19 protein-coding genes are annotated in these 20,697 nt (G+C 35.0%); 3 read left to right on the top strand and 16 right to left on the bottom strand.

Annotated elements, in window-relative coordinates:
* Positions 1-2: 2 nt before the first annotated feature.
* Genes LWW95_05690 through LWW95_05615 form a run of 16 tightly spaced genes read right to left on the bottom strand, consistent with a single transcriptional unit; the run spans position 3 to position 17,598 of the window.
* On the bottom strand, positions 3-1,652 hold the full coding sequence (locus LWW95_05690; protein MDL1956526.1) for an FAD-binding protein: 1,650 nt from the start codon (positions 1,650-1,652) through the stop codon (positions 3-5).
* A 2-nt stretch (positions 1,653-1,654) separates the two neighbouring features.
* The gene (locus LWW95_05685; protein MDL1956525.1) at positions 1,655-2,434 is read right to left on the bottom strand and encodes a 4Fe-4S dicluster domain-containing protein; all 780 of its coding nucleotides are present in this window, start codon (positions 2,432-2,434) and stop codon (positions 1,655-1,657) included.
* Positions 2,406-3,878, bottom strand: a complete 1,473-nt coding sequence (locus LWW95_05680) for a thiamine pyrophosphate-dependent enzyme (protein MDL1956524.1) — start codon at positions 3,876-3,878, stop codon at positions 2,406-2,408. The genes LWW95_05685 and LWW95_05680 overlap by 29 nt, the downstream gene beginning before the upstream one ends.
* The gene (locus LWW95_05675) at positions 3,875-5,023 is read right to left on the bottom strand and encodes a 2-oxoacid:acceptor oxidoreductase subunit alpha (GenBank protein ID MDL1956523.1); all 1,149 of its coding nucleotides are present in this window, start codon (positions 5,021-5,023) and stop codon (positions 3,875-3,877) included. Before LWW95_05675 ends, LWW95_05680 begins: the two co-directional genes overlap by 4 nt.
* Positions 5,023-5,289 carry a 4Fe-4S dicluster domain-containing protein gene (locus LWW95_05670; GenBank protein MDL1956522.1) on the bottom strand — a complete coding sequence of 89 codons (267 nt, stop codon included), beginning with the start codon at positions 5,287-5,289 and terminating at the stop codon, positions 5,023-5,025. Before LWW95_05670 ends, LWW95_05675 begins: the two co-directional genes overlap by 1 nt.
* Positions 5,249-7,249: a CoB--CoM heterodisulfide reductase iron-sulfur subunit A family protein gene (locus LWW95_05665; protein ID MDL1956521.1), complete on the bottom strand. Its 2,001-nt coding sequence runs from the start codon at positions 7,247-7,249 to the stop codon at positions 5,249-5,251. Before LWW95_05665 ends, LWW95_05670 begins: the two co-directional genes overlap by 41 nt.
* On the bottom strand, positions 7,240-8,064 hold the full coding sequence (locus LWW95_05660) for a CoB--CoM heterodisulfide reductase iron-sulfur subunit B family protein (protein ID MDL1956520.1): 825 nt from the start codon (positions 8,062-8,064) through the stop codon (positions 7,240-7,242). Before LWW95_05660 ends, LWW95_05665 begins: the two co-directional genes overlap by 10 nt.
* A complete protein-coding gene (locus LWW95_05655) occupies positions 8,065-8,484 on the bottom strand; it encodes a 4Fe-4S dicluster domain-containing protein (GenBank protein ID MDL1956519.1) in 420 nt (139 codons plus the stop codon).
* Positions 8,447-8,998, bottom strand: coding sequence for a Fe-S-containing hydro-lyase (locus LWW95_05650; GenBank protein MDL1956518.1), 552 nt, complete (start codon positions 8,996-8,998; stop codon positions 8,447-8,449). The genes LWW95_05655 and LWW95_05650 overlap by 38 nt, the downstream gene beginning before the upstream one ends.
* A gap of 6 nt (positions 8,999-9,004) precedes the next feature.
* Positions 9,005-9,844, bottom strand: coding sequence for a fumarate hydratase (locus LWW95_05645; protein ID MDL1956517.1), 840 nt, complete (start codon positions 9,842-9,844; stop codon positions 9,005-9,007).
* Positions 9,841-10,773, bottom strand: a complete 933-nt coding sequence (gene mdh, locus LWW95_05640) for a malate dehydrogenase (GenBank protein ID MDL1956516.1) — start codon at positions 10,771-10,773, stop codon at positions 9,841-9,843. The genes LWW95_05645 and mdh overlap by 4 nt, the downstream gene beginning before the upstream one ends.
* 1 nt (position 10,774) lies before the next feature.
* The gene (gene icd, locus LWW95_05635; protein ID MDL1956515.1) at positions 10,775-12,070 is read right to left on the bottom strand and encodes an isocitrate dehydrogenase (NADP(+)); all 1,296 of its coding nucleotides are present in this window, start codon (positions 12,068-12,070) and stop codon (positions 10,775-10,777) included.
* Positions 12,060-12,440, bottom strand: a complete 381-nt coding sequence (locus LWW95_05630) for a recombinase family protein (protein ID MDL1956514.1) — start codon at positions 12,438-12,440, stop codon at positions 12,060-12,062. The genes icd and LWW95_05630 overlap by 11 nt, the downstream gene beginning before the upstream one ends.
* Before the next feature lie 22 nt (positions 12,441-12,462).
* Entirely contained in the window at positions 12,463-14,367 is a 1,905-nt protein-coding gene (locus LWW95_05625) for an ATP citrate synthase (GenBank protein MDL1956513.1), read from the bottom strand.
* An 18-nt stretch (positions 14,368-14,385) separates the two neighbouring features.
* Entirely contained in the window at positions 14,386-15,651 is a 1,266-nt protein-coding gene (locus LWW95_05620; protein MDL1956512.1) for an ATPase, read from the bottom strand.
* A gap of 9 nt (positions 15,652-15,660) precedes the next feature.
* Positions 15,661-17,598, bottom strand: coding sequence for an aconitate hydratase (locus LWW95_05615; GenBank protein ID MDL1956511.1), 1,938 nt, complete (start codon positions 17,596-17,598; stop codon positions 15,661-15,663).
* Between the two features lie 260 nt (positions 17,599-17,858).
* Here LWW95_05615 and LWW95_05610 point away from each other — a divergent pair, with 260 nt between their 5' ends.
* From LWW95_05610 to aroQ, 3 genes are read left to right on the top strand one after another with little or no spacing between them, the layout of a single operon-like run.
* On the top strand, positions 17,859-19,589 hold the full coding sequence (locus LWW95_05610; GenBank protein MDL1956510.1) for an aldehyde ferredoxin oxidoreductase: 1,731 nt from the start codon (positions 17,859-17,861) through the stop codon (positions 19,587-19,589).
* Positions 19,586-20,248, top strand: a complete 663-nt coding sequence (locus LWW95_05605; GenBank protein MDL1956509.1) for an HAD-IA family hydrolase — start codon at positions 19,586-19,588, stop codon at positions 20,246-20,248. Before LWW95_05610 ends, LWW95_05605 begins: the two co-directional genes overlap by 4 nt.
* Positions 20,249-20,251: 3 nt before the next feature.
* On the top strand, positions 20,252-20,692 hold the full coding sequence (aroQ, locus tag LWW95_05600) for a type II 3-dehydroquinate dehydratase (protein MDL1956508.1): 441 nt from the start codon (positions 20,252-20,254) through the stop codon (positions 20,690-20,692).
* The last annotated feature ends 5 nt before the right edge of the window (positions 20,693-20,697 follow it).

The raw sequence follows: 20,697 nt of genomic DNA, 5'->3' as shown, positions 1-20,697 counted from the left end.
ATTTACCCCAATATCTCTTTTTTCCTATAATCAGGCAAAATAATAGGCGATTTTTTTTGTGGCTTTATCTTGGCTTCTTTTAAGGCTTTAAGATATTCTTCAAGATGTTTTAAAGTAAGTGACTTTACTTTTTTTCTTTTTTTAGCAAATTCTGCTGCCTTTGTTCCTGCTCTTCTACCAAAGACATTTATGTCCAAGAGGGAATTACCCATCAATCGATTATCTCCATGCACTCCACCTGTTACCTCTCCAGCTGCAAAGAGCCCAGGTATTACTGTCTCACCCCATTCATTAATAGCCAAACCTCCATTTTGATAATGTAAAGTGGGAAAAACAAGCATGGGCTCTTTAGCAATATCAATTCCATACCTTTTAAATTGTAAGTATTTACTTGCCAATGCTTTCTCAACTGTGCCTTCACCCCAAATCATATCAATCATCGGTGAATCAAGCCAAACTCCAACCCTACCAGTAGGCGTAATTACACCTTTATTTCTTTCAACACATTCTCGTATAATTAAAGCTGATTCCACATCCCTTGGCTCAAGGGGATGACAAAATCTTTCTCCATCACAATTAATTGGCTCTGCTCCAAGGGTTCTCACTTTTTCAGTAATAAGCATCCCTATGCATTGTTCAGGAAAAGCAGCTCCTGTAGGATGAAATTGGGCATATTTTAAATTTCTTAGAGGAATACCTAAACGATAACCTAATACTAAACCATCTCCTGTTGCTCCATAGTGATTTGTAGTAGCAAAACCATATAAGTGTAAACGACCATAACCACCAGTAGCTAAAATTACTGCCTTTGCCTTTGCTACCAAAAATTCTTCTGTTTCTAAGTTATATAAAATTGCTCCACCTATAGCTCCAGTTTCATCTAACAATAGCTCAACAGCAGGACAAAATTCCAAAATTTCAATCCTATCTGCTCTATTTCTAACTTCATCTCGTAAAACTCTCATAATCTCTAGACCTGTCATATCTTTTGAAGAATGCATCCGACGACGACAAAGACCACCTCCCTTTAACTCCTTCATTGTACCATCTGGCTCCTTATCAAACATTACACCTAGATCCTCAAGCCATTTAATAACAATAGGTGCATCTAAAACTAAAGTTCTTACTAACCTTTTGTCATTAGTGAAGTGACCCCCTCCAATTGTATCTAAAAAGTGATAATAAGGTGAATCATAAGGTAAATCAGCTGCCTGAATTCCTCCTTCTGCCATTATGGTATTAGCATCCCCATGTCTTAATTTTGTTGCCAAAATCACTTGACAACCATTTTCTGATGCCATTAAAGCAGCTGTACTTCCAGCCCCTCCTCCACCAATAATTAAAACATCGGTACTAAAATCAGGCGATTTTAATCTCTTTTTAAAATCAATAGGATCAATCCATGGTTGTCCTTGTAATATTTCAATTAATTCTGTTTGTAATTTTTCTCCTTTATTTGGGCCAACCTTTAATCTTTTTCTGCCTTCAGGCTTATAATCTGGATGATATTTTTTTAAAATTTCTTCATATTCATTAGGTGAGAGTTTATGGAAATACTTTTGTTTTTTAGCTAATTCAACTCTCTTAGCCCTTGAACTTTCTACCTTTGCCAATGACTCCTGTAAACTTTCTGGATATCCGGATGTTTTCATAATCAATCCTCAATAATTAAATATTTTGTTTCTTTTGGACGCCAATTTGGATCATAAGGCTCTGGCTCCCATTCCCTTTCTGCATAACGTTTTTTTAATTCCTCATCTGATAATTTCATCAATTCATCTAACATCCAATCAAATTTCCCTTCCTTTATCTGTTTCACTCTTTTTTCTAGATGTTTTGCTTTAGGCATTAAATATTTTCCATATAATCTTCTAGCTAACATGGCTACATGAAAATGTTGAATTTCTGCTGGACAACGTAAACTGCACATCCCACACATAATGCAACTATGGGAAATCTCAGCACAACTTTTTATATCGCCTTTAATTAAAGCCTGAATGTAATCCATCACTGGAATCTCCATTGGACAGGCTTTGGTACATGTATTACAAGCAAGACAACGAAAAGTTTCTGGGTATAGTTTTTCAATAGTAAAAATATCTGGCTTAAGCTGATTAATGTCATAAATAGCTTTATTTGCTGGAACAAATGGAATTTGAGTAAGATACATATTAGGCTGAATAGGCGTTTGACAAGCAAGTCCAAAGTAAAGTCGATAATCTCCTGCTATTCGATATACAGTAACACAAGCCCCACAAATACCAGCTCTGCAACCACAACCACGTATATATCTATAACCTGCATATTCAACCGCTTTCATAATAGTAAGCCCTTCAGGCACCTCATACCTTTTACCCATAATAAAAATAGGAACCTTTTTTACTTCTACCTTTTCATAGTCAAATTCAGGTATTTGTTTTTTTACCCTTTCCATATTCATACCCTTTTTCAAATGCCTTTAAATTAAATTCTTCTGTGCCCTTTGGTATGGACATTTTAAGTGCCTCTTTTGCTGCTTCAAGACTAATAATATCTGTAATAGCAGTAAAAAATCCTAATATCACTATGTTAGCTACAATACTACGGCCAAGCTTTTCTGCCATTCTTGAAGCTGGAATACCATAAACTTTTATTCCTTCAGGTATGTCTTTTGCTTTAACTAAATCACTATTTATGATTAAAATGCATCCTGGATGGAGTAATTTTTTATACTTACGAAAGGCAGCTTGAGCCATGATAATTAAGACATCAGGTTTAGCAAAATAAGGAACATCTACTTTTTTTTCAGAAATAATTATTGCTGAACTAGAAGCTCCTCCTCTAGCCTCTGGGCCATATTCTTGAGTGTAAAGGGCTTCATTGCCATCAAATATAGTAGCTGCCCTTCCAATAATTAAACCTAAGAGTCCCATACCTTGCCCACCAAGACCAGCAATTTTTATCTTATAAATATCTTTTAACTTCTTTTTAGTAGAAGGTGTTAATACTGATTTTTTAGGCACTTGTGGGATTTCCACTCGACCATCACCTCTAAATTCATAAATTTTTACTTTATCTGCCACTTGCTCTTTCATGGCACTGATAAAATCAGGTCTTTCTCTATCAACAAAAACTCCACATACAATTGGATTCCCCATTTCAATTTGAGCCTCTGAAGGATCAGGATGAAGTTTTATTACTGTCCTTTCTAAGAAAAACTTTGTCATATCAATCCCTGTCCTCATCTTATTTCTTCTTCCCCAATTAGTAGGACAAGGTGTAATTACCTCTATAAAACAAAATCCAGGTTTTTCCAAAGCTTCTAATATAGAGCGCTTTATATAATGAGGATGGGCTGATGTCCAACGAGCAACATAAACTGCCCCACAAGCCCACATAAGATGAACCAAATTAAATGGTTCTTCAAAGTTTCCATACACACTTGTTGTACTTTTTGCTTTAAGTGGAGTAGTTGGACCAACTTGCCCTCCTGTCATACCATAATTAAAATTGTTTATGCAAATTACCTTCATGTCAATGTTTCTTCTTGCTGCATGAATGAGGTGATTACCACCTATTGCCACCAAATCTCCATCACCAGCAAAGATAAACACGGTTAAGTCTGGATTAGCTAATTTTAAACCAGTAGCAAAGGCAATAGATCTACCATGTGTTGTATGAAAGCCATCCAATTTAAGGTATCCTGGCACACGACTTGAACAACCAATACCTGAACAAACTGCTACTTTATCTAAATCAAGCTCACTTTCAAGAAGTGCCTCTACAAAACTTGTCAATACTGTACCAATACCACAACCAGGACAAAAAATATGTGGCATTCTTTCAGTGCGTATGAGGACTTCTAAAGGGTGCATTTGTTTTTTCTCTAAAGGTCTCATTTTATTGCCTCCTCTATTACAGAAAGGATATCATTTGGATCATGAGTAGTACCACCAGCATGACTAACTAAAAGACAAGGACAGTTTCCTTTAGCACACCTTTCTACTTCAAAGAATATCTGTCCAAAATTTATTTCTACAGTAATCAATGCCTTTACTTTTTTAGAAAGCTTATTTATCTCTTCTTCTGGAAATGGCCATACAGTAATTAATTTTAAAAGACCTGCTTTTATCCCTTTTTCTCTAGCCCAGTCTACTGCTTGACGGGAAAGTCTAGCAGAAATACCATAACTTACAAGTACTACTTCTGCGTCTTTCATCTTATATTCTTCATATTCAACAATTTTTTTGACATTTTTTCTTATCTTTTCTACCAATCTTTTTACAAGTTTTGCCTGCGCCTCTGGATTGGTTGCTGGATAACCACGTTCATCATGTGTAAGTCCAGTTACATGAACCCTATAGCCTGTGCCTGCAATAGCCATCTCTGGCACTAAGTCCTTTCCAGCTTTATATGGTTTAAATATTTCTGGTGGTTTTGTTGGAGTGCGTCTAGGAACAAGTTTTATTTCCTCTTTTTTAGGAATAACTACCTTTTCCCACATATGACCAACTACTTCATCCATGAGCACAATTACTGGTACTCTCCATATTTCTGCTAAATTAAATGCCTTTATCATAAAGGAAAAACATTCTTGCGGTGATGATGGAGAAATAGCAATAATTTCATAATCACCATGACTCCCCCATCTTGCTTGCATTACATCTGCTTGACCAACTAATGTAGGCAATCCAGTAGAAGGGCCTCCTCTCATCACATTTACTACCACACATGGTGTTTCTGTCATAGCTCCAAGACCAATATTTTCTTGCATTAAACTAAAACCTGGACCAGAAGTAGCTGTCATAGATTTTGCTCCACCCCAAGAGGCACCTAAAATAGCAGCCATTGAACCTAACTCATCTTCCATCTGAATATATATTCCACCTACTTGTGGCAATCTAGCAGACATCCTTTCAGCAATTTCATTAGAAGGGGTAATAGGATAGCCGGCATAAAAACGACAACCAGCTGCTATTGCCCCTTCCACACAAGCATAATTACCACTTAAAAAATGGATTCCTGTTAAAACATCCCTACTCATTATTCCTCCCATTTTTCAACAAAAATTGCAAAATCAGGGCATACTCCCTGGCAAAATTGGCAAAAAATACATTCTTTTTCTTTCCCTGGTTTAATAACAGGATAATGATAACCTTTTTCATTAAAATCCTCTGAAAATTCCAAAACCTCATTTGGACAATACTCAATACACAAACTGCATCCTTTACATCTTTCGGGAAAAATAGTAATTTTACCTCTAGGTATCTTAAATTTTTCTAAATTCAGCGGTTTTCTTGCTAACTTCATATTTATCCTCTAATAATGCCCTAACTTGAGCAGAAAGTTGTTGATATGTAAAGCCAGCTACATTTATAGCATTTTCTTCACAAATAGCCATACAACAGCCACAACCTTGACAAATAGCTGGTTCTACCTTTGCATATCTCTTTTTATCTTCCCTTACAATAGTAATAGCTTTAAATGGGCAAACTCTTCGACACAAACCACATCCTTTACAAATCTCTTTATCCACATATGCAACAATGGGTTCTAAAGTGGCTTCTTTTTGTGAAAGAAGAGATAAAACTTTGCTTGCAGCAGCACTTGCTTGAGCTACAGTCTCAGAAATATCTTTTGGTGATTGTGCAGCTCCTGCTAAATAAATGCCAGGACTGGTAGTTTCAACTGGTCTTAATTTGGGATGAATTTCACTAAAAAATCCAAATTCATCTACAGGGATTTTAAGCATTTTAGCCAATTCTTGCGCTCCTTTACTAGGTATAATGGCTGGGGCAAGTACAACTAAATCAGTTTCTACTTCTACAGTCTTACCACTTAAAGTGTCTACTCCTAAAACAACCATTTTTTCATTATGGCGAAATACTTTAGAAACCTTTCCTCTTAAATAAAGCACACCATCTCCCATTACCCGCTGAACAAATTCTTCATATCTTTTGCCTGCTGCTCTAATATCAATGTAGAAGACATAAACTTCACCATCTGGTACAAGGTGCTTGTAAATTAAGGCATGTTTTGCTGTATACATACAGCAAATTTTTGAGCAATAAGGACGCCCTTGTTCTGGGCTCCTAGAACCTGCACATTGAATAAAGACCACACTCTTTGGGATACGTCCATCAGATGGGCGCCTCAATATTCCACCTGTTGGGCCAGATGCAGAAATTAAACGTTCAAAATCTAAACTTGTAATTACATCTTCATATTCTCCAGCTCCATATTCTTTAAGGGCTTCTAAAGGCAACAATTCATAACCTGTTGCTACAACAATAGCTCCTACTTCTATTTGAATTTCTTCTGGTCTCATAAGAAAATCTATAGCCTTTGGGCCACAAATCTTAAAACATTGTTCACAGATAATTAGTTTTTCTGTGTTTAAACAATTTTCAAAATCAATTGTATAAACTAATGGGACAGCTTGAGGAAATGGAACATAGATAGCCTTTCTAGCTCCTAAACCTTGATCAAACTCATTAGGTACTACTACTGGACAAACATCCACACAATCACCACATCCAGTACATTTTTCTGGAATTACATATCGAGGTTTCTTTTCAATAGTAACTTTAAAATTGCCAATTATACCTTCTACTTTTTTTACTTCTGCATAAGTAAAAAGATGGATCTTTTTATGTCTAGCTACTTCAACCATTAAGGGGGTTAAAATACAAGAAGAACAATCTAAAGTAGGAAAGGTTTCACTTAATTGTGCCATTCGCCCGCCTAAAGAAGGTGACTTTTCTACTAAACAAACCTCAAATCCTGCCTGAGCAATGTCTAAAGCTACCCTTATGCCAGCTATTCCACCACCAATAACCAAAACTTTTTGGATAAGAGGTACCTTAATAGGTGTAAGGGGTTGAGAATAACGTAACTTAGCTAAACTAGCTTTAATTAAACTTATTGCTTTTTTAGTAGCTAATTCTGGATTATGGGAATGTACCCAAGAACATTGTTCTCTAATATTTACCATTTCAAAAAGATAAGGATTAACACCAGCTGCCTCAACTGCCCTAGAAAAAGTAATACCATGTAAAGAAGGACTACAGGCAGCTACAATTATATGAGTGAGATTTAACTCTTTTATTTTTTCCTGAATAGTCTTTTGACCAGGTTCACTACAAAGATAAATATAATCTGTGCAAAAAACTACATCTTTTAATTTAGCAATTTCATCAACTACTGTTTTTACATCAACAATACCAGCAATATTTCTTCCACAATGGCAAACAAATACACCTATACGCATTTAAAATTTTCTCCTAGTGCTTGTAGCATGATTTCTGTAAAATATACTACAGGTATTCCCTTAAAATCTGGATAAATTTTTTTTATCTCTTCTTGCCTTTTAGTCAGATTAAAATGACATAAAGGGCAACTAGTAATTACTATTTGTGCCTTATTTTCCTTAGCATTTTCTAAAATACGATAAACTCTTCTTGCCACAATATCTGGCTTAATTACAGTATGATATGCACCACAACATTCTGTCTTATAAGGAAAGTATACTGGTTCTGCTCCTAAAACTTGCATTAATTCTTCAAGAATTTTAGGTTGTTCACTATCATCTATACCTATAATTTTTGGTCTTAAAAGTAAGCAACCATAATAACAAGCAATTTTAATTCCAGAAAGACTTGTTTTTACACTTTCTCTAATTTTTTCTAATGTTATTTGCTCTTTTAAGAAACTTAAAAAATGTTTTACTTCAACTCCTCCATCATAATCTGGCATTTCGGACATAAACTGATTTATTTTTCTCAATTTCTCCTTATTTTCTTTTACAAATAAATTGCTTTGTGCAAGTGTATTATAACACATAGAACAGAGGGTAACGATTTTATTATAACCTAATGATTGAGCATAAATAAGATTTCTTACAGGACTTATTTGTTTTAATAAATCATCTTGAGATAAAGAAGGTACTGTACCACAACAATGCCATTGTGAAAGTTCTTCTAATTGAAAACCTAAAATTTTTGCTACCTCTAGAGCAGATTTTTCAAAATTTAAAGCAGTTGCTTTTAAAGTACATCCTGGAAAGTAGCCAATATTCATTTTCATTTAAGTTGTAAATTTTCTTAAAGCACTAACAAGGGCAATTGCAGGTAAAGGCTCCTTTATCATTTCTTCAGGTTTAAAATAATCTTTATTTTTTTCGCGCAATATCACTATTCTCACACCTTCCATTAGTTTTGCCAAATTTACTCCTTTTGGACATCTAGCACTACAAGTGAAACAAGAAGCACAAAGCCAAACAGTACGTGTTTCTAAAACTTCTTCAATTGCCCCTATTTGCAATAGTCTTAATACTTGATTTGGCAAAATATCCATTTCTGGAGCCATAGGACAACCAGCAGAACACATCCCGCATTGATAACAGGCAAACACATTCTCACCGCTAATATCTTCTATTTTTCTTAATATTTCAAAACTACGTTTAAATTTAATTGGTAATTTGATACGATTTTCTACCAATTTCATACAAATCATTCCCCTCTATATCATTAGCAACAAACAAAGGAAAGTCTTTTACTTTTAATTTATAAATAGCTTCTGGACCCAATTCTGGATAGGCTATAATCTTTGCTTCTAAAATACATTGAGATAAAAGGGCACCTGCTCCTCCTATTGTAACAAAATATATTGCTTTGTATTTTTTTATAGCTTCTATTACCTCTTTTCCTCTTTTTCCTTTACCAATCATACCTTTTAAACCTACAGATAATAATATAGGCGTATATGGATCAAGACGAGAACTAGTAGTAGGACCAGCTGAGCCAATAGGTCTACCAGGTGGGGCAGGTGTAGGTCCAACATAATAAATAACCTGTCCTTCTAAAGAAAAAGGTAAAGGTTTATTATTTTTAATAAGTTCTACTAATTTTTTATGGGCTGCGTCTCTTGCTGTATAAATTATCCCATTCAACAAAACCTTATCTCCAACTTTTAATCCATTTAACAAACTTTCAGTTAAAGGTGTGGTTATATATTTCATTATTATTTAAATAATTACTTCTTTAAGCCGGTGGGCATGACATTGAATATTGATTGCCACCGGAAGACTGGCAATATGGCAGGGATAGGATTCTATGTGTACTGCCAAACATGTAACCCTGCCACCAAGACCCAAAGGGCCAAAACCAAATTTATTTATTTTTTCAAGCCATTTTTTTTCTAAATTAGCCAATTCAGAATCAGATGCCTTTTGACCAATAGGTCTTAATAAAGCCTTCTTTGCTAATAAAGCTGCTTTTTCAAGACTTCCACCAATACCTACACCTACAATTAAAGGACTACACGTATTTACAGCTGCTCTTTTTACAGTTTCATAAACAAAGTTTTCTATTCCTTCAACACCTACAGATGGCGGAAAAACAGTTGCTTTTGACATATTTTCACTTCCAGCCCCTTTTGGCATAATTATAATTTTTACTTTCTTTCCAGGCACAATATCAAAATGAATAATTGCAGGTGTATTGTCATCAGTATTTTTTCGGGTCAAGGGATGACAGACAGATTTTCTCAAAAAACCTTCTTTATACCCTTGACGCACACCTTCTTGAATAGCTTCTCTAATATCACCTCCTATTAAATGCACATCTTGCCCAATCTCTAAAAATATAGTTACTACACCTGTATCTTGACAAAGTGGTATTTTTTTATCTTCAGCCAATTTAGCATTTTCTAAAAGTTGTCCAATTATCTCCTTTCCTAATGGAGAAATTTCTTCTTCTTGTGCCTTTTTTAAAGCCATTATCATATCTGTATTAAGAGAAAAGCATGCTTCTTGACATAAACATTTTATAGCTTCTTTAATTTCCCCAATATGAATTTCTCTCATAATTCCAAAGAAGAAAGCATCTCTTTAACTGCATGTGCACCTTGCTCCACTTGAGATTTCTCTTCATCTGTAAGATTTATTTCAATAACCCTTTCCACACCATTTTTCCCCAAAATAGCTGGCACACAAATAGCACATCCAGAAAGCCCATATTCACCTTCTAAACAAACAGAGCAAGGCATAAGTCTCTTTTTATCTAACAATATTGCCTCCACCATTTCTGTAATAGCTGCAGCTGGTGCATAATAGGCACTACCTGTCTTTAATAAAGAGACAATTTCTTTACCTGCTTGTTTTGTACGTTCAGCTAGATTTTGCAAGGTTTCTTCATCTAAAAACTCTTTAATGGGAATCCCATTTACATTTGCTAATCTTAATAGAGGAAGCATATGATTTTCAGAGTGAGCGCCAACAACCATTGCTACAACATCATCTACAGAAACACCAATAGCTGAAGCAATAAAACTTTTAAGACGACTAGAATCAAGCATACCTGACATACCCATAATTCTATTGCGAGGAAAACCACTTACTTGCCAAGCTGCATAAGTCAAAGCATCTACTGGATTTGTTACAACAATGATTACAGCATCTGGAGATTGATTTGTTATTTTTTTAACCACATCTGTAACAATACGTGCATTAATTTCTAATAAATCTTTACGACTCATCCCAGGTTTTCTCGGAGAACCGGCTGTAATTACAACGACATCAGAATCTTTTGTCAATATATAGTCATCTCCACCTTCCATAGTACCATGAAAACTGCATAAAGGTGAGGCCTCAAATATATCTAAAGCCTTACCTGCAGCTACATCTCCAACTATATCTATCAATACCACATTTGCTATATCTCTCTGAGCAATGCATTGGGCGGTAGTGGCACCCACCATTCCCGCCCCTATAATACTTACTTTATATCTTCTCATATCATTTTCCTTCAATAAGATTTTTCATATGTTTAACAATTTCTTGGCCAAACTCAGAACATTTGACTTCTTTTGCTCCTTCCATTTGTCTTGCTAAATCATAAGTAACAGTTTTATTTTGAATAGCCTTGGTAAGACCCTCTTCAATTAAATCTGCTGCCTTATGCCACCCCATGTATCTGAACATCATCACTCCAGAGAGAATAAGAGAGCCAGGATTTACTTTATCTTGACCTGCATATTTTGGAGCAGCTCCATGTGTTGCTTCAAAAAGTGCACCTTCATCTCCAATATTTGCTCCTGGTCCTAGCCCTAATCCTCCTACTGCTGCAATGATTGCATCAGACATATAATCACCATTTAAATTTGGCATTGCCAAAACACCATATTCTTCTGGTCTAAGCAAGATTTGTTGAAACATAGCATCAGCAATTCTATCCTTTATCACAATTTTTCCAAGAGGCAACTCCCCATTGTATTTTTCATATAACTCCTCTTCTGTAACAGTTTCATTAGGAAACTCTTCTTTAGCTACTTCATAACCCCATGCACGAAAAGCCCCTTCAGTAAATTTCATAATATTACCTTTATGCACTAAAGTAACACTATTATAACCTTGTTCAAGTGCATAACGAATAGCACGTCTTACAAGTCTTTTTGTACCAAATTCACTTATTGGTTTTACACCAATACCAATAGGAGTATTATGCTCTAAATTAGGAACTTTGCAACCCATTTCATTTGTAAGAAAATTTATCACCTTTTTTGCTTCAGGGGTATCACCTGCCCATTCAATGCCTGCATATACATCTTCTGAATTCTCTCTAAAAACTACCATATTTACTTTTTCTGGATATTTAAGGGGGCTTGGCACACCTGGATAGTGCTTAGCAGGTCTAACACAAGCATATAAATCAAGCCTCTGTCTCAAAGTAACATTTATACTTCTATAACCACCACCAACTGGTGTAATTAGAGGCCCTTTTATTGCTACACGAAAATAACGAATTGCATTGAATAAATCTTCTGGCGCAAACTCTCCAAATTTCTCTTGTGCTTTAATACCAGCATATATTTCCCACCAGACAATATGTTTTTTCCCTTCATAAGCCAATTCTACGGCTGTATTAAAAACTGGCATAGCCGCTCGCCAAATATCAGGTCCTATACCGTCGCCTTCTATATAAGGAATGACAGGATTATCAGGAACGTCAAGAGTTCCATCTGAATTTAATTCAATCTTTTCCCCTTCAGTGGGTGGAGTAAAAAATTTTAATTCTAAACCATTAAACTTCATAATTCCCCTCCAATTGTTTTATTAAAAAATTGACTACTGCCCCAAGATCTTTCATTAATTCTTGTCTTGACTCTTTATTATCTGATTTTTTGATAATTTCTAAATCCACTCCATGACTAGAAAAAAAAGCTTTTAAATAACTCAAACCAAAACGAGCCAAGCGGCTTTCATTCTCTACAACCACTTTCTCAATCTCACCTCTTTTTGCTAAATTCATTAAACGCTGTAAACCTTTTCTATGTTCATTTATACCACTAGCAATTTCAGATATTTCTGCCACTATTTCATATCCTTTTTTATGACAGTGTTCTTTTAAAAGCTGTCTTTGTCTTTCAAGATATTCTACGTTCTTTTTTGTAGCTGTCCGCATATATATACACACTTTTGTTTTATTATTTAGCAACGGCATAACGTAAATTATAAACTTTTTCTTCTTTTATCTCCTCAATAACTTTAGGAAACTCTACCGCAAACAAAACATCATCCCAAGGGTGACGGTAAAGTCTTTCCTTAAGTCTCTTCTGATCCAAAATATGTCCAATAATCCCAATACTTCTACCTAAAACAAATATTGCATTTAAAGTACCTGCTTCAATAATTTCATCTATTTCTTCTGGACTAAATCCACAGTTATCAAGCATATCTACAAACAAAACACCAATACAGCCATCCACATTTAGTATAAGATTGCCCCTTTTGGCTGTTGTAATCTTTTCTACTTCTAAAGCAAAATCCAAAAGTTTTGTTTGTGGGAAATGGTTTTTTGCATAATTTTTAAGCAATTCTACTCTTTTATCAGGATTACGCACACTCTTTACCCTATGACCAATACCTGGAATTAAAATGCCAGCTGCTTTCATTTCATCTACCATTTGTCTGGGTGTTTTGTTTTCTAAATAGAACTTTCTAAAATAATAGGCAGCACCATCAATAGCTCCACCAAATCTTGGCCCAATGGTTAAAAGTCCACTAACTAAAGCAGAAACCAAATCTTTCCCAGCCCTGGCTGTCACAATGGCATTATGTGCACCAGAAACACAAGGGCCATGGTCAGCTACTATTTTCAAACACATTTCTATAAATTCTGATGCCCATTTAGGAAGAAGTGTTTTTAACCATAATAGACCAATAATCTCACCAAGACTGTATTTCTTTTCAATAATCTCTGTCAAAGGTATGCCTGCATAAAGAACATCTTCTCCACGATCATCAGTAACAGTGCAAATAAATCCTGTTGGACGTCTTACCTTACCTTGTTTTAGAGCAATTGAAAAATCTTCTGGAATAGGAGGTACTTCTGGTTCTTCTATCTCTGGAATCACACCTTTTTCTTTCAATCTATTAAATGTTTCTCTAATAACCTTTCTTAATTCATCAAAAGAATTAGGCACAATTGCTCCAGCTTCACGAAAGGCTTGATTTTTAGCATCTGCTGTCTCCTCTAAACCTCTTGCTCTTGCTTTAGCATGGCCAAATTGCACTTCAGTGGGAAACAATTTTGAACAAGTGCCAATACACCATGCAACTACTGGTTTAGTAATCTTTCCTGCTTTTATAGCTTCAATTACTTTATATTCATCTACTCCACCCAATTCTCCTAAAATTACAATCATTTTTACATCTTGATTAGCTTCATAACGAAGACAATGGTCAATAAAAGTAGAACCAGGATACAAATCACCACCTATAGCTACACCTTCATAAACACCATTTGTTGCTTGAGAAATAATATTGTTTAATTCATTAAAAAGACCTCCTGAGGTAGAGACAAAAGCGACATTTCCAGGTCGATAAAGTTTGCAGCGAATAATATTTTCAAGTGTACCAGCAGCATTACCAATCTTAAAGGCACCTGCCATAATTGCTCCAACAGTAGCTGGTCCAATAATCCATTTACCTTTTTCTTTAGCTAAGGCAGCTATCTCTCTAGCATACCTTTCTGGTATACCTTCAGCAATAATAGCAATTGTACGAATAGTCTCTGTTTCTAAGGCTTGAAGAGTAGTTGGATAGGCAGAACGATAGGATGAAAAGTTAATTACTACATCTGCATTTGGATGTCTTTCTACTGCTTCTTCAAAATGGCGGTAAATGGGGATTAAAATTTCTTTATTTCCCCAAAAACATTTATGATAGCCATTGCTCCTTGTAGGTGCAACAATAGCAGCTACACTAGGTTTCTCACGGCGACAGATATAATCAAAATCTAACATACGTTGTATAGCATTAGCATGATAGCCATAAAAGATAGCCTGCGTTTGTTTATCAAATAATAAATAATCTGGTTTTTCTCCCATTTTAAAACCTCCATTTTACTAATTTTCTTCTAAAGCTAATTTTACAATCCTTGTCATATGGGTTTCTGGCCCATAGACTTCTATAGGTAAACCTAACCTTTCTCCTGCTTCTTTTATTTTTGCCAATCCTTTTTCATAATTTGGTCCACCTCTTCGCACATAAATCTTTGCATTAACAGCCTTTAGTTTATCCACATAATCTTCTAAAGCTTTAACAATTCCATCAAATGTTTTTGCTACATCAGTGAAATTGGCAATTCCACCACCAATAATAAGTACTTTTGGTCTACCATCTTTATCAGGTTCCCTAGTCATTAAATCCAAAATGGTTTTGGCATATTCATATGTCTCTCCTGTTGTAGGATTACCACTATATTCACCATAATTTCCCAATTCATGAGCAAATCCCAAGTCTGAAACAGTATCTGTATAAACTACACTTGCTCCACCTCCTGCTACCATTGTCCAGATACGACCTTTTGGATTTAAGACTGTAAGCTTTAAAGAAGATCCACTCTTTTCATCAAGTTGTCGAATATAGAGCTCCTCTGGTGTATATTTACGACCAAAAGGCGCAGGGAATTCTATATCACCCCATTTTTCAGCGCATTCAAAATGAGCTGTGTCATCTAAACGAGCAACTGCGTCTAAAGGATAAAATGCATTATCCAAAATTGTAAGAGGATTAAATTCTAGATAAGTAAAATGATAATCTACAAAGAAGTTATAAATAGCTACTGCAAATTGGATAAAAGTCTCTTTTTCTTTTATTCCTTCAGGTAAATTCTCTTCTATAAGTTTTTTCACTTCTTTTTTATCACTTAAAACTGGAATGAAAATTTCTTTTACCTTTCCCCACATTTCTTCGATATCTACTCCACCTTCAGCAGAGATATAAATTTTATCCCCTTCTCTCTCCATAGTGATGGCTAAATAATACTCCTGTTCATGTGAAACGAATGGTTCTATTAAGAAATGAGTTAATTGATCTGTCACCCTACCAATAGTCACTTCTTTGCCCATTTTTTCCTCAATCCAAGATTTTACTTCTTCCAAAGAAGCATTTAGTAGAACTAAACCATGTTTTCCTCTTTTACCAAAAAGTTGATCAGGTTTTGCTACTAATTTTTCTTTTTTTAACCAAGGATTCTCCTTCTCTAATTGCTTCCAATCTGTTTCTTTTGTTACCAATACTGCTTTAAATGGATAATTTAGCCCTTCTTTTGATAAATATTGAAATAATAATCTCTTTGCATCATATTCTCTAATGCCTCTTTGAGCCATCTTTACCTCCTAAGCTTTGTTTTTCATATAAGCCAAAGTCCCACCTGCTAATAAAATCTCTTTTTCTCTATCAGATAACTTATAAATTACTTTAAATTCTTTACCTTTTGTTTTATTAATCACTGTTAAATCCTCTCCTGTTTTAATTTTCTCTCTAATGTCTGGAATCTCTATTTCATCGCCCTGCTCAATTGCCTCATAATCTGCTTCATCTTTAAATAGTAAAGGAGCAATACCAAAATTTATAAGATTAGCTGCATGAATTCTTTCAAATGATTTTGCAATTACCGCTTTTACCCCCAAATACATAGGACAGATAGCTGCATGTTCTCTAGAAGAACCCTGTCCATAACTTAAGCCACCAACAATAATATTGTGTTTTCCTTGCTCTTTATATGCCTTTGCCCTTTTGTGAAAATCAGGATCAATTACTTCAAATACAAACTCTGCATATTTTGGCACATTTGAACGATACTTCATCCGACTACCAGCAGGAATAATGTGATCAGTTGTAATTTCATCACCTACTTTTATCGTTACTACTCCATCTATCTTTTCTGGCATAGGTTCATTTTTAGGTGGTTCACCAATATTTGGCCCACGATAAATCTCAATCTTTTCTGGTTCAGGAGAGGGATGAATAAACATAGAATCATCAATAAGAAACTGCTCAGGCATTTCAATCTTTGGATAAGGAATATCTAAAGTACGGGGATCTGTAATCTTACCTGTAATTACAGCGGCAGCAGCAGTTTCAGGACTTACCAAATATACTTGAGCTGTCTTTGTTCCACAACGACCCAAAAAATTTCTATTTATAGTACGTAGTGAAACACCATTACTTCTTGGGGCAAAACTATTTCCGATACAAAAAGTACATGCACATTCAGCGACCCTAGCACCAGCTGCAATCAATTTATCTAAAGCACCATTTTTGGCTAACATTCTCAAAACTTGTCTTGAACCTGGTGCTACAACAAAACTCACATTAGGATGACACCTTTTGCCATCAAGCATCTCTGCAACAATCATCAAATCTCGATAAGAAGAATTAGTACAACTGCCAATGCATACTTGATCTACAGGTATGCCTGCAACTTCTTCCACTTTTTTGACATTTCCTGGGCTATGTGGACAGGCAATAAGTGGAACAATCTCATTTAGATTTATCTCTATCTCTTTGTCATATTTTGCATCTTCATCAGGTGAAAGTGGCACCCAATCTATTTCTCTTGCTTGAGATTTTAAAAATCTATAAGTAACTTCATCACTTGGAAAGATAGAGAAAGTTACACCACATTCAGCACCCATATTAGTAATAGTTGCTCGTTCAGGCACAGTTAATGCCTTTGCACCTTCTCCCATATATTCAAATACCCATCCAACATTTCCTTTTGTGCCAAATAACTCAAGAACTTTAAGAATTACATCCTTTGCACTTACCCATGGCTGAAGCTTACCAATAAGATGAATCCCTACCACCTTTGGACAGACCATATGAAAAGGCCCACCAGCCATAGCAACAGCTACATCCAATCCACCTGCGCCAATACCTACCATCCCAACACCGCCTGCAGTGGGAGTATGACTATCTGAACCTAATAGGGTTTGTCCTGGTTTAGCAAAACGCTCTAAATGAACTTGATGACAAATACCATTACCAGCTCTTGAAAGAATAATCCCATATTTAGCAGCAACTGTTTGAAGATATTTGTGATCATCTGGATTTTCAAAACCTGCTTGAATGGTATTGTGATCAATGTAACTTACTGAAAGCTTTGTTCTTACTCGAGGAATACCCATTGCCTCAAATTGTAAATAACACATTGTACCAGTAGCATCCTGAGTCAAAGTCTGATCAATATGGATAGCTATTTCTTCACCTGGTATATATTTCCCTGACACTAAATGGGTCTCTAAAATCTTTTGAGTTAATGTTTTACCCATCACAAATACCTCACAAAATTTTTTTCAAAATCTTTAACATGTGGTTTTAAAAAAGGCTAATTGAAAACGATAAATGGTGGCTGTATTGGATTAACTTTGATGAGTTCAAGACAAATGGGTTTTAAATAACTATTTTAGACTTAAACCATTCACAGCCAAAATATATTCGTTTATCGTAAAAAATAACCAAAACTTTTAAATCATTCCCTTTAAAGGGAAATTATGGTAATAATGTCAAAAAATTTTTAAAGGAGGGAAAGATGAATACTATTTTAAGAATTAATATGGACAATTTAGAGGTAAAAAAGGAAGATGTACCAGAAATTTATCGCAAATATGGTGGAAGAGGACTTAGTTCTGTTATAGTTAATAAAGAAGTATTACCTACATGTCATCCTTTAGGTAAACATAACAAATTAATTTTTGCACCTGGTCTTCTAAGTGGAACAAATGCTCCAAGTGCTGGAAGACTTTCTGTGGGAGCAAAAAGCCCACTTACTTGGACAATTAAGGAAACAAATGTTGGTGGGGAAGCAGCTAATGCTTTAGGGAAATTAGGAATAAAAGGAATAATCATTGAAGGGACACCAAAGGATGGAAAGACTTATTGTCTTTATATAACAAAGGAAAAAACAGAACTTATTCCAGCGCTTGAATTAAAGGGATTAGGTAATTATGAAACAACAGATAAAATTAAAGAAAAATTTGGAAATAAAGTAGCTATTATTTCTATTGGTCAAGCAGGTGAATATCGATTGGCAGCTGCCAGTGTGGCAGTAACTGATATGGAAGGACGTCCAACTCGCCATGCAGGAAGAGGAGGACTTGGAGCAGTGATGGGAAGTAAAGGAATTAAGGCTATTATTATTGATGCTAAAGATGCAGATGGGCCTAATTTTTCAAATAAAGAGCAATTTAAAGAAGCAGTTAAAAGATTTAGTGAAGCTTTAACAAAACATCCAGTAACAGGACAAGGATTACCAACTTTTGGCACAAATGTTCTTATGAAAGTGATAAATGAAGCTGGTGCTTTACCTACCCGTTATTTTAAATCAGGACAGTTTGAGGGAGTTGAGGCAATAAGTGGTGAAAGGCAATATGAAATTATTAAAGAAAGAGGAGGAAAAATTGGACATCCCTGTCATGCTGGATGTGTTATTCGCTGTTCAAGGATATATTTGGATAAAAAAGGAGAATATCTTACTAAAGGGCCAGAATATGAAACTGTATGGGCACATGGCCCAAATTTAGGTATTTCTGACCTTGATGCCATTGCTCAGATGGATAGATTGGCTGATGATTATGGTTTAGATACTATTGAAATGGGCAATGCCATTGCTGCTGCTATGGAGGCAGGTTTAATTGCTTTTGGTGATGCTGAGGGAGCTATTAATTTATATCATGAAGTAGCTAAAGGTACTTATTTAGGCAGAATTGTTGGAAATGGATTGGTAAGTGTAGCAAAAGCTTTTGGACTTTCTAAAATACCAGCAGTAAAAGGACAATCTTTACCTGCCTATGATCCAAGGGCAATAAAGGGCATTGGTGTTACTTATGCTACCTCAACAATGGGGGCAGATCATACTGCTGGTTATACTGTAGCTACTAATGTTTTAGGATTAGGTGGTAAAGTTGATCCATTGAGCAAAGAAGGGCAAGTAGACCTTTCCAAAAAATTACAAGTAGCTACAGCTGCTTTGGACTGTACAGGACTTTGTCTTTTTTGTGCAATGATGATGCTAGAAAACCAAAAATCATGGGATGATGTAGTAACTATGATTAATGCACGGTATGGGTGGAAATGGACACAACATGATTTGTTTACTTTAGGGGAGGAAGTAATTAAACTAGAAAGAGATTTTAATTTAAGAGCAGGTTTCACTCCAGTTCATGATAGCTTACCAGAATTCTTTTTAGAAGAACCACTTCCACCCCATAATACTGTATTTGATGTCTCAAATGAAGAAATGCAGGTGGTGTTTGAGCTGTGAAAAAGGGATTTTGGAGAAAAATAGATTGGGTACTTTTAGATATGGATGGTACCCTTTTAGACAAATATTTTGATGATTTTTTTTGGGAAACTCTTGTACCACAAAAATATGCAAAAAAATATGGACTTAGTTTTTCGGAAGCTAAGGCAAAAGTAATGGAGTTATATCGGCGAGAAGAAGGTACATTAAATTGGACAGACGTAGATTTTTGGTCAAAAAGACTAGATTTAGATATTCCAGCTTTAAAGGAACAAGTAAGTCATTTGATAAATGTTCATCCTTATGTAGAAGATTTTTTAAAATTTTTACGTCAGAAAGGAAAAAAAGTAGCACTTGTAACAAATGCTCATTATAAAACTTTAAATTTAAAGTTAAAACGTACAAAACTTGGTTCTTATTTTGATAGAGTAATTACTGCCTTTGATATTGGTCTTCCTAAAGAAAGTAAAGAATTTTGGTATAAACTTAAAGAAATTTTAAAATTTAACCCAGAACGCACATTATTTATTGATGATACTGAAGAACCTTTACTTGCTGCTAGAGAAGCAGGGATTAAATATCTTTTTTTTAAAAGCCGTCCTAGCAATAAATTGCCACCTAAATTGCCATTAAATAATTTTGCTAAAATAGAATATTTTAAAGAATTAATGAAGGAGTAGATTATGAAGCGCATTCTTATATTAAACGGCCCAAATCTTAATTTATTAGGAGAAAGAGAAACTTCTTTTTATGGCAACTTAAGACTTGAAGAGATTAATGAAATGATTAAAATTGAGGCAGAAAAATATGGATTAGAAGTAGATTTTTTTCAATCAAATTATGAAGGGGCTTTAGTAGAGGCTATACAAAAGGCAAAAGGGAAATATGATGTAATTATTATTAATCCTGCAGCTTATACACATACAAGTATTGCTATAAGAGATGCTATTTTGGCTGTAAATATCCCAACTATTGAAGTACATCTTTCAAATATTTATAAAAGAGAACCTTTTAGACATCATTCTTATATTAGTGATGTAGCTATTGGTCAAATTTGTGGTTTTGGAGCTCAAAGTTATCTATTAGCAATAAAAGCGGCTGCTGCAATTTCTCAACAAAAATAATTTTA

It is taken from the genome of Candidatus Desulfofervidus auxilii, from assembly GCA_030262725.1.
Taxonomy (GTDB): Bacteria; Desulfobacterota; Desulfofervidia; order Desulfofervidales; family Desulfofervidaceae; genus JAJSZS01.
Note: the sequence above shows the minus strand (reverse complement) of the source record. Positions and strands in the feature narration are given on the sequence as shown.

Excerpts from the sequence above, each read along its gene's own strand:
- LWW95_05645 (MDL1956517.1), bottom strand. The coding sequence starts at position 9,844 with ATGAGAGAAATTCATATTGGGGAAATTAAAGAAGCTATAAAATGTTTA.
- LWW95_05685 (MDL1956525.1), bottom strand. The coding sequence starts at position 2,434 with ATGGAAAGGGTAAAAAAACAAATACCTGAATTTGACTATGAAAAGGTA.
- aroQ (MDL1956508.1), top strand. The coding sequence starts at position 20,252 with ATGAAGCGCATTCTTATATTAAACGGCCCAAATCTTAATTTATTAGGA.
- mdh (MDL1956516.1), bottom strand. The coding sequence starts at position 10,773 with ATGAGAAGATATAAAGTAAGTATTATAGGGGCGGGAATGGTGGGTGCC.
- LWW95_05680 (MDL1956524.1), bottom strand. The coding sequence starts at position 3,878 with ATGAGACCTTTAGAGAAAAAACAAATGCACCCTTTAGAAGTCCTCATA.
- LWW95_05655 (MDL1956519.1), bottom strand. The coding sequence starts at position 8,484 with ATGAAATTGGTAGAAAATCGTATCAAATTACCAATTAAATTTAAACGT.
- LWW95_05675 (MDL1956523.1), bottom strand. The coding sequence starts at position 5,023 with ATGAGTAGGGATGTTTTAACAGGAATCCATTTTTTAAGTGGTAATTAT.
- LWW95_05625 (MDL1956513.1), bottom strand. The coding sequence starts at position 14,367 with ATGGGAGAAAAACCAGATTATTTATTATTTGATAAACAAACGCAGGCT.
- icd (MDL1956515.1), bottom strand. The coding sequence starts at position 12,070 with ATGAAGTTTAATGGTTTAGAATTAAAATTTTTTACTCCACCCACTGAA.
- LWW95_05630 (MDL1956514.1), bottom strand. The coding sequence starts at position 12,440 with ATGCGGACAGCTACAAAAAAGAACGTAGAATATCTTGAAAGACAAAGA.
- LWW95_05620 (MDL1956512.1), bottom strand. The coding sequence starts at position 15,651 with ATGGCTCAAAGAGGCATTAGAGAATATGATGCAAAGAGATTATTATTT.
- LWW95_05665 (MDL1956521.1), bottom strand. The coding sequence starts at position 7,249 with ATGCGTATAGGTGTATTTGTTTGCCATTGTGGAAGAAATATTGCTGGT.
- LWW95_05660 (MDL1956520.1), bottom strand. The coding sequence starts at position 8,064 with ATGAAAATGAATATTGGCTACTTTCCAGGATGTACTTTAAAAGCAACT.
- LWW95_05615 (MDL1956511.1), bottom strand. The coding sequence starts at position 17,598 with ATGGGTAAAACATTAACTCAAAAGATTTTAGAGACCCATTTAGTGTCA.
- LWW95_05690 (MDL1956526.1), bottom strand. The coding sequence starts at position 1,652 with ATGAAAACATCCGGATATCCAGAAAGTTTACAGGAGTCATTGGCAAAG.
- LWW95_05650 (MDL1956518.1), bottom strand. The coding sequence starts at position 8,998 with ATGAAATATATAACCACACCTTTAACTGAAAGTTTGTTAAATGGATTA.
- LWW95_05670 (MDL1956522.1), bottom strand. The coding sequence starts at position 5,289 with ATGAAGTTAGCAAGAAAACCGCTGAATTTAGAAAAATTTAAGATACCT.
- LWW95_05610 (MDL1956510.1), top strand. The coding sequence starts at position 17,859 with ATGAATACTATTTTAAGAATTAATATGGACAATTTAGAGGTAAAAAAG.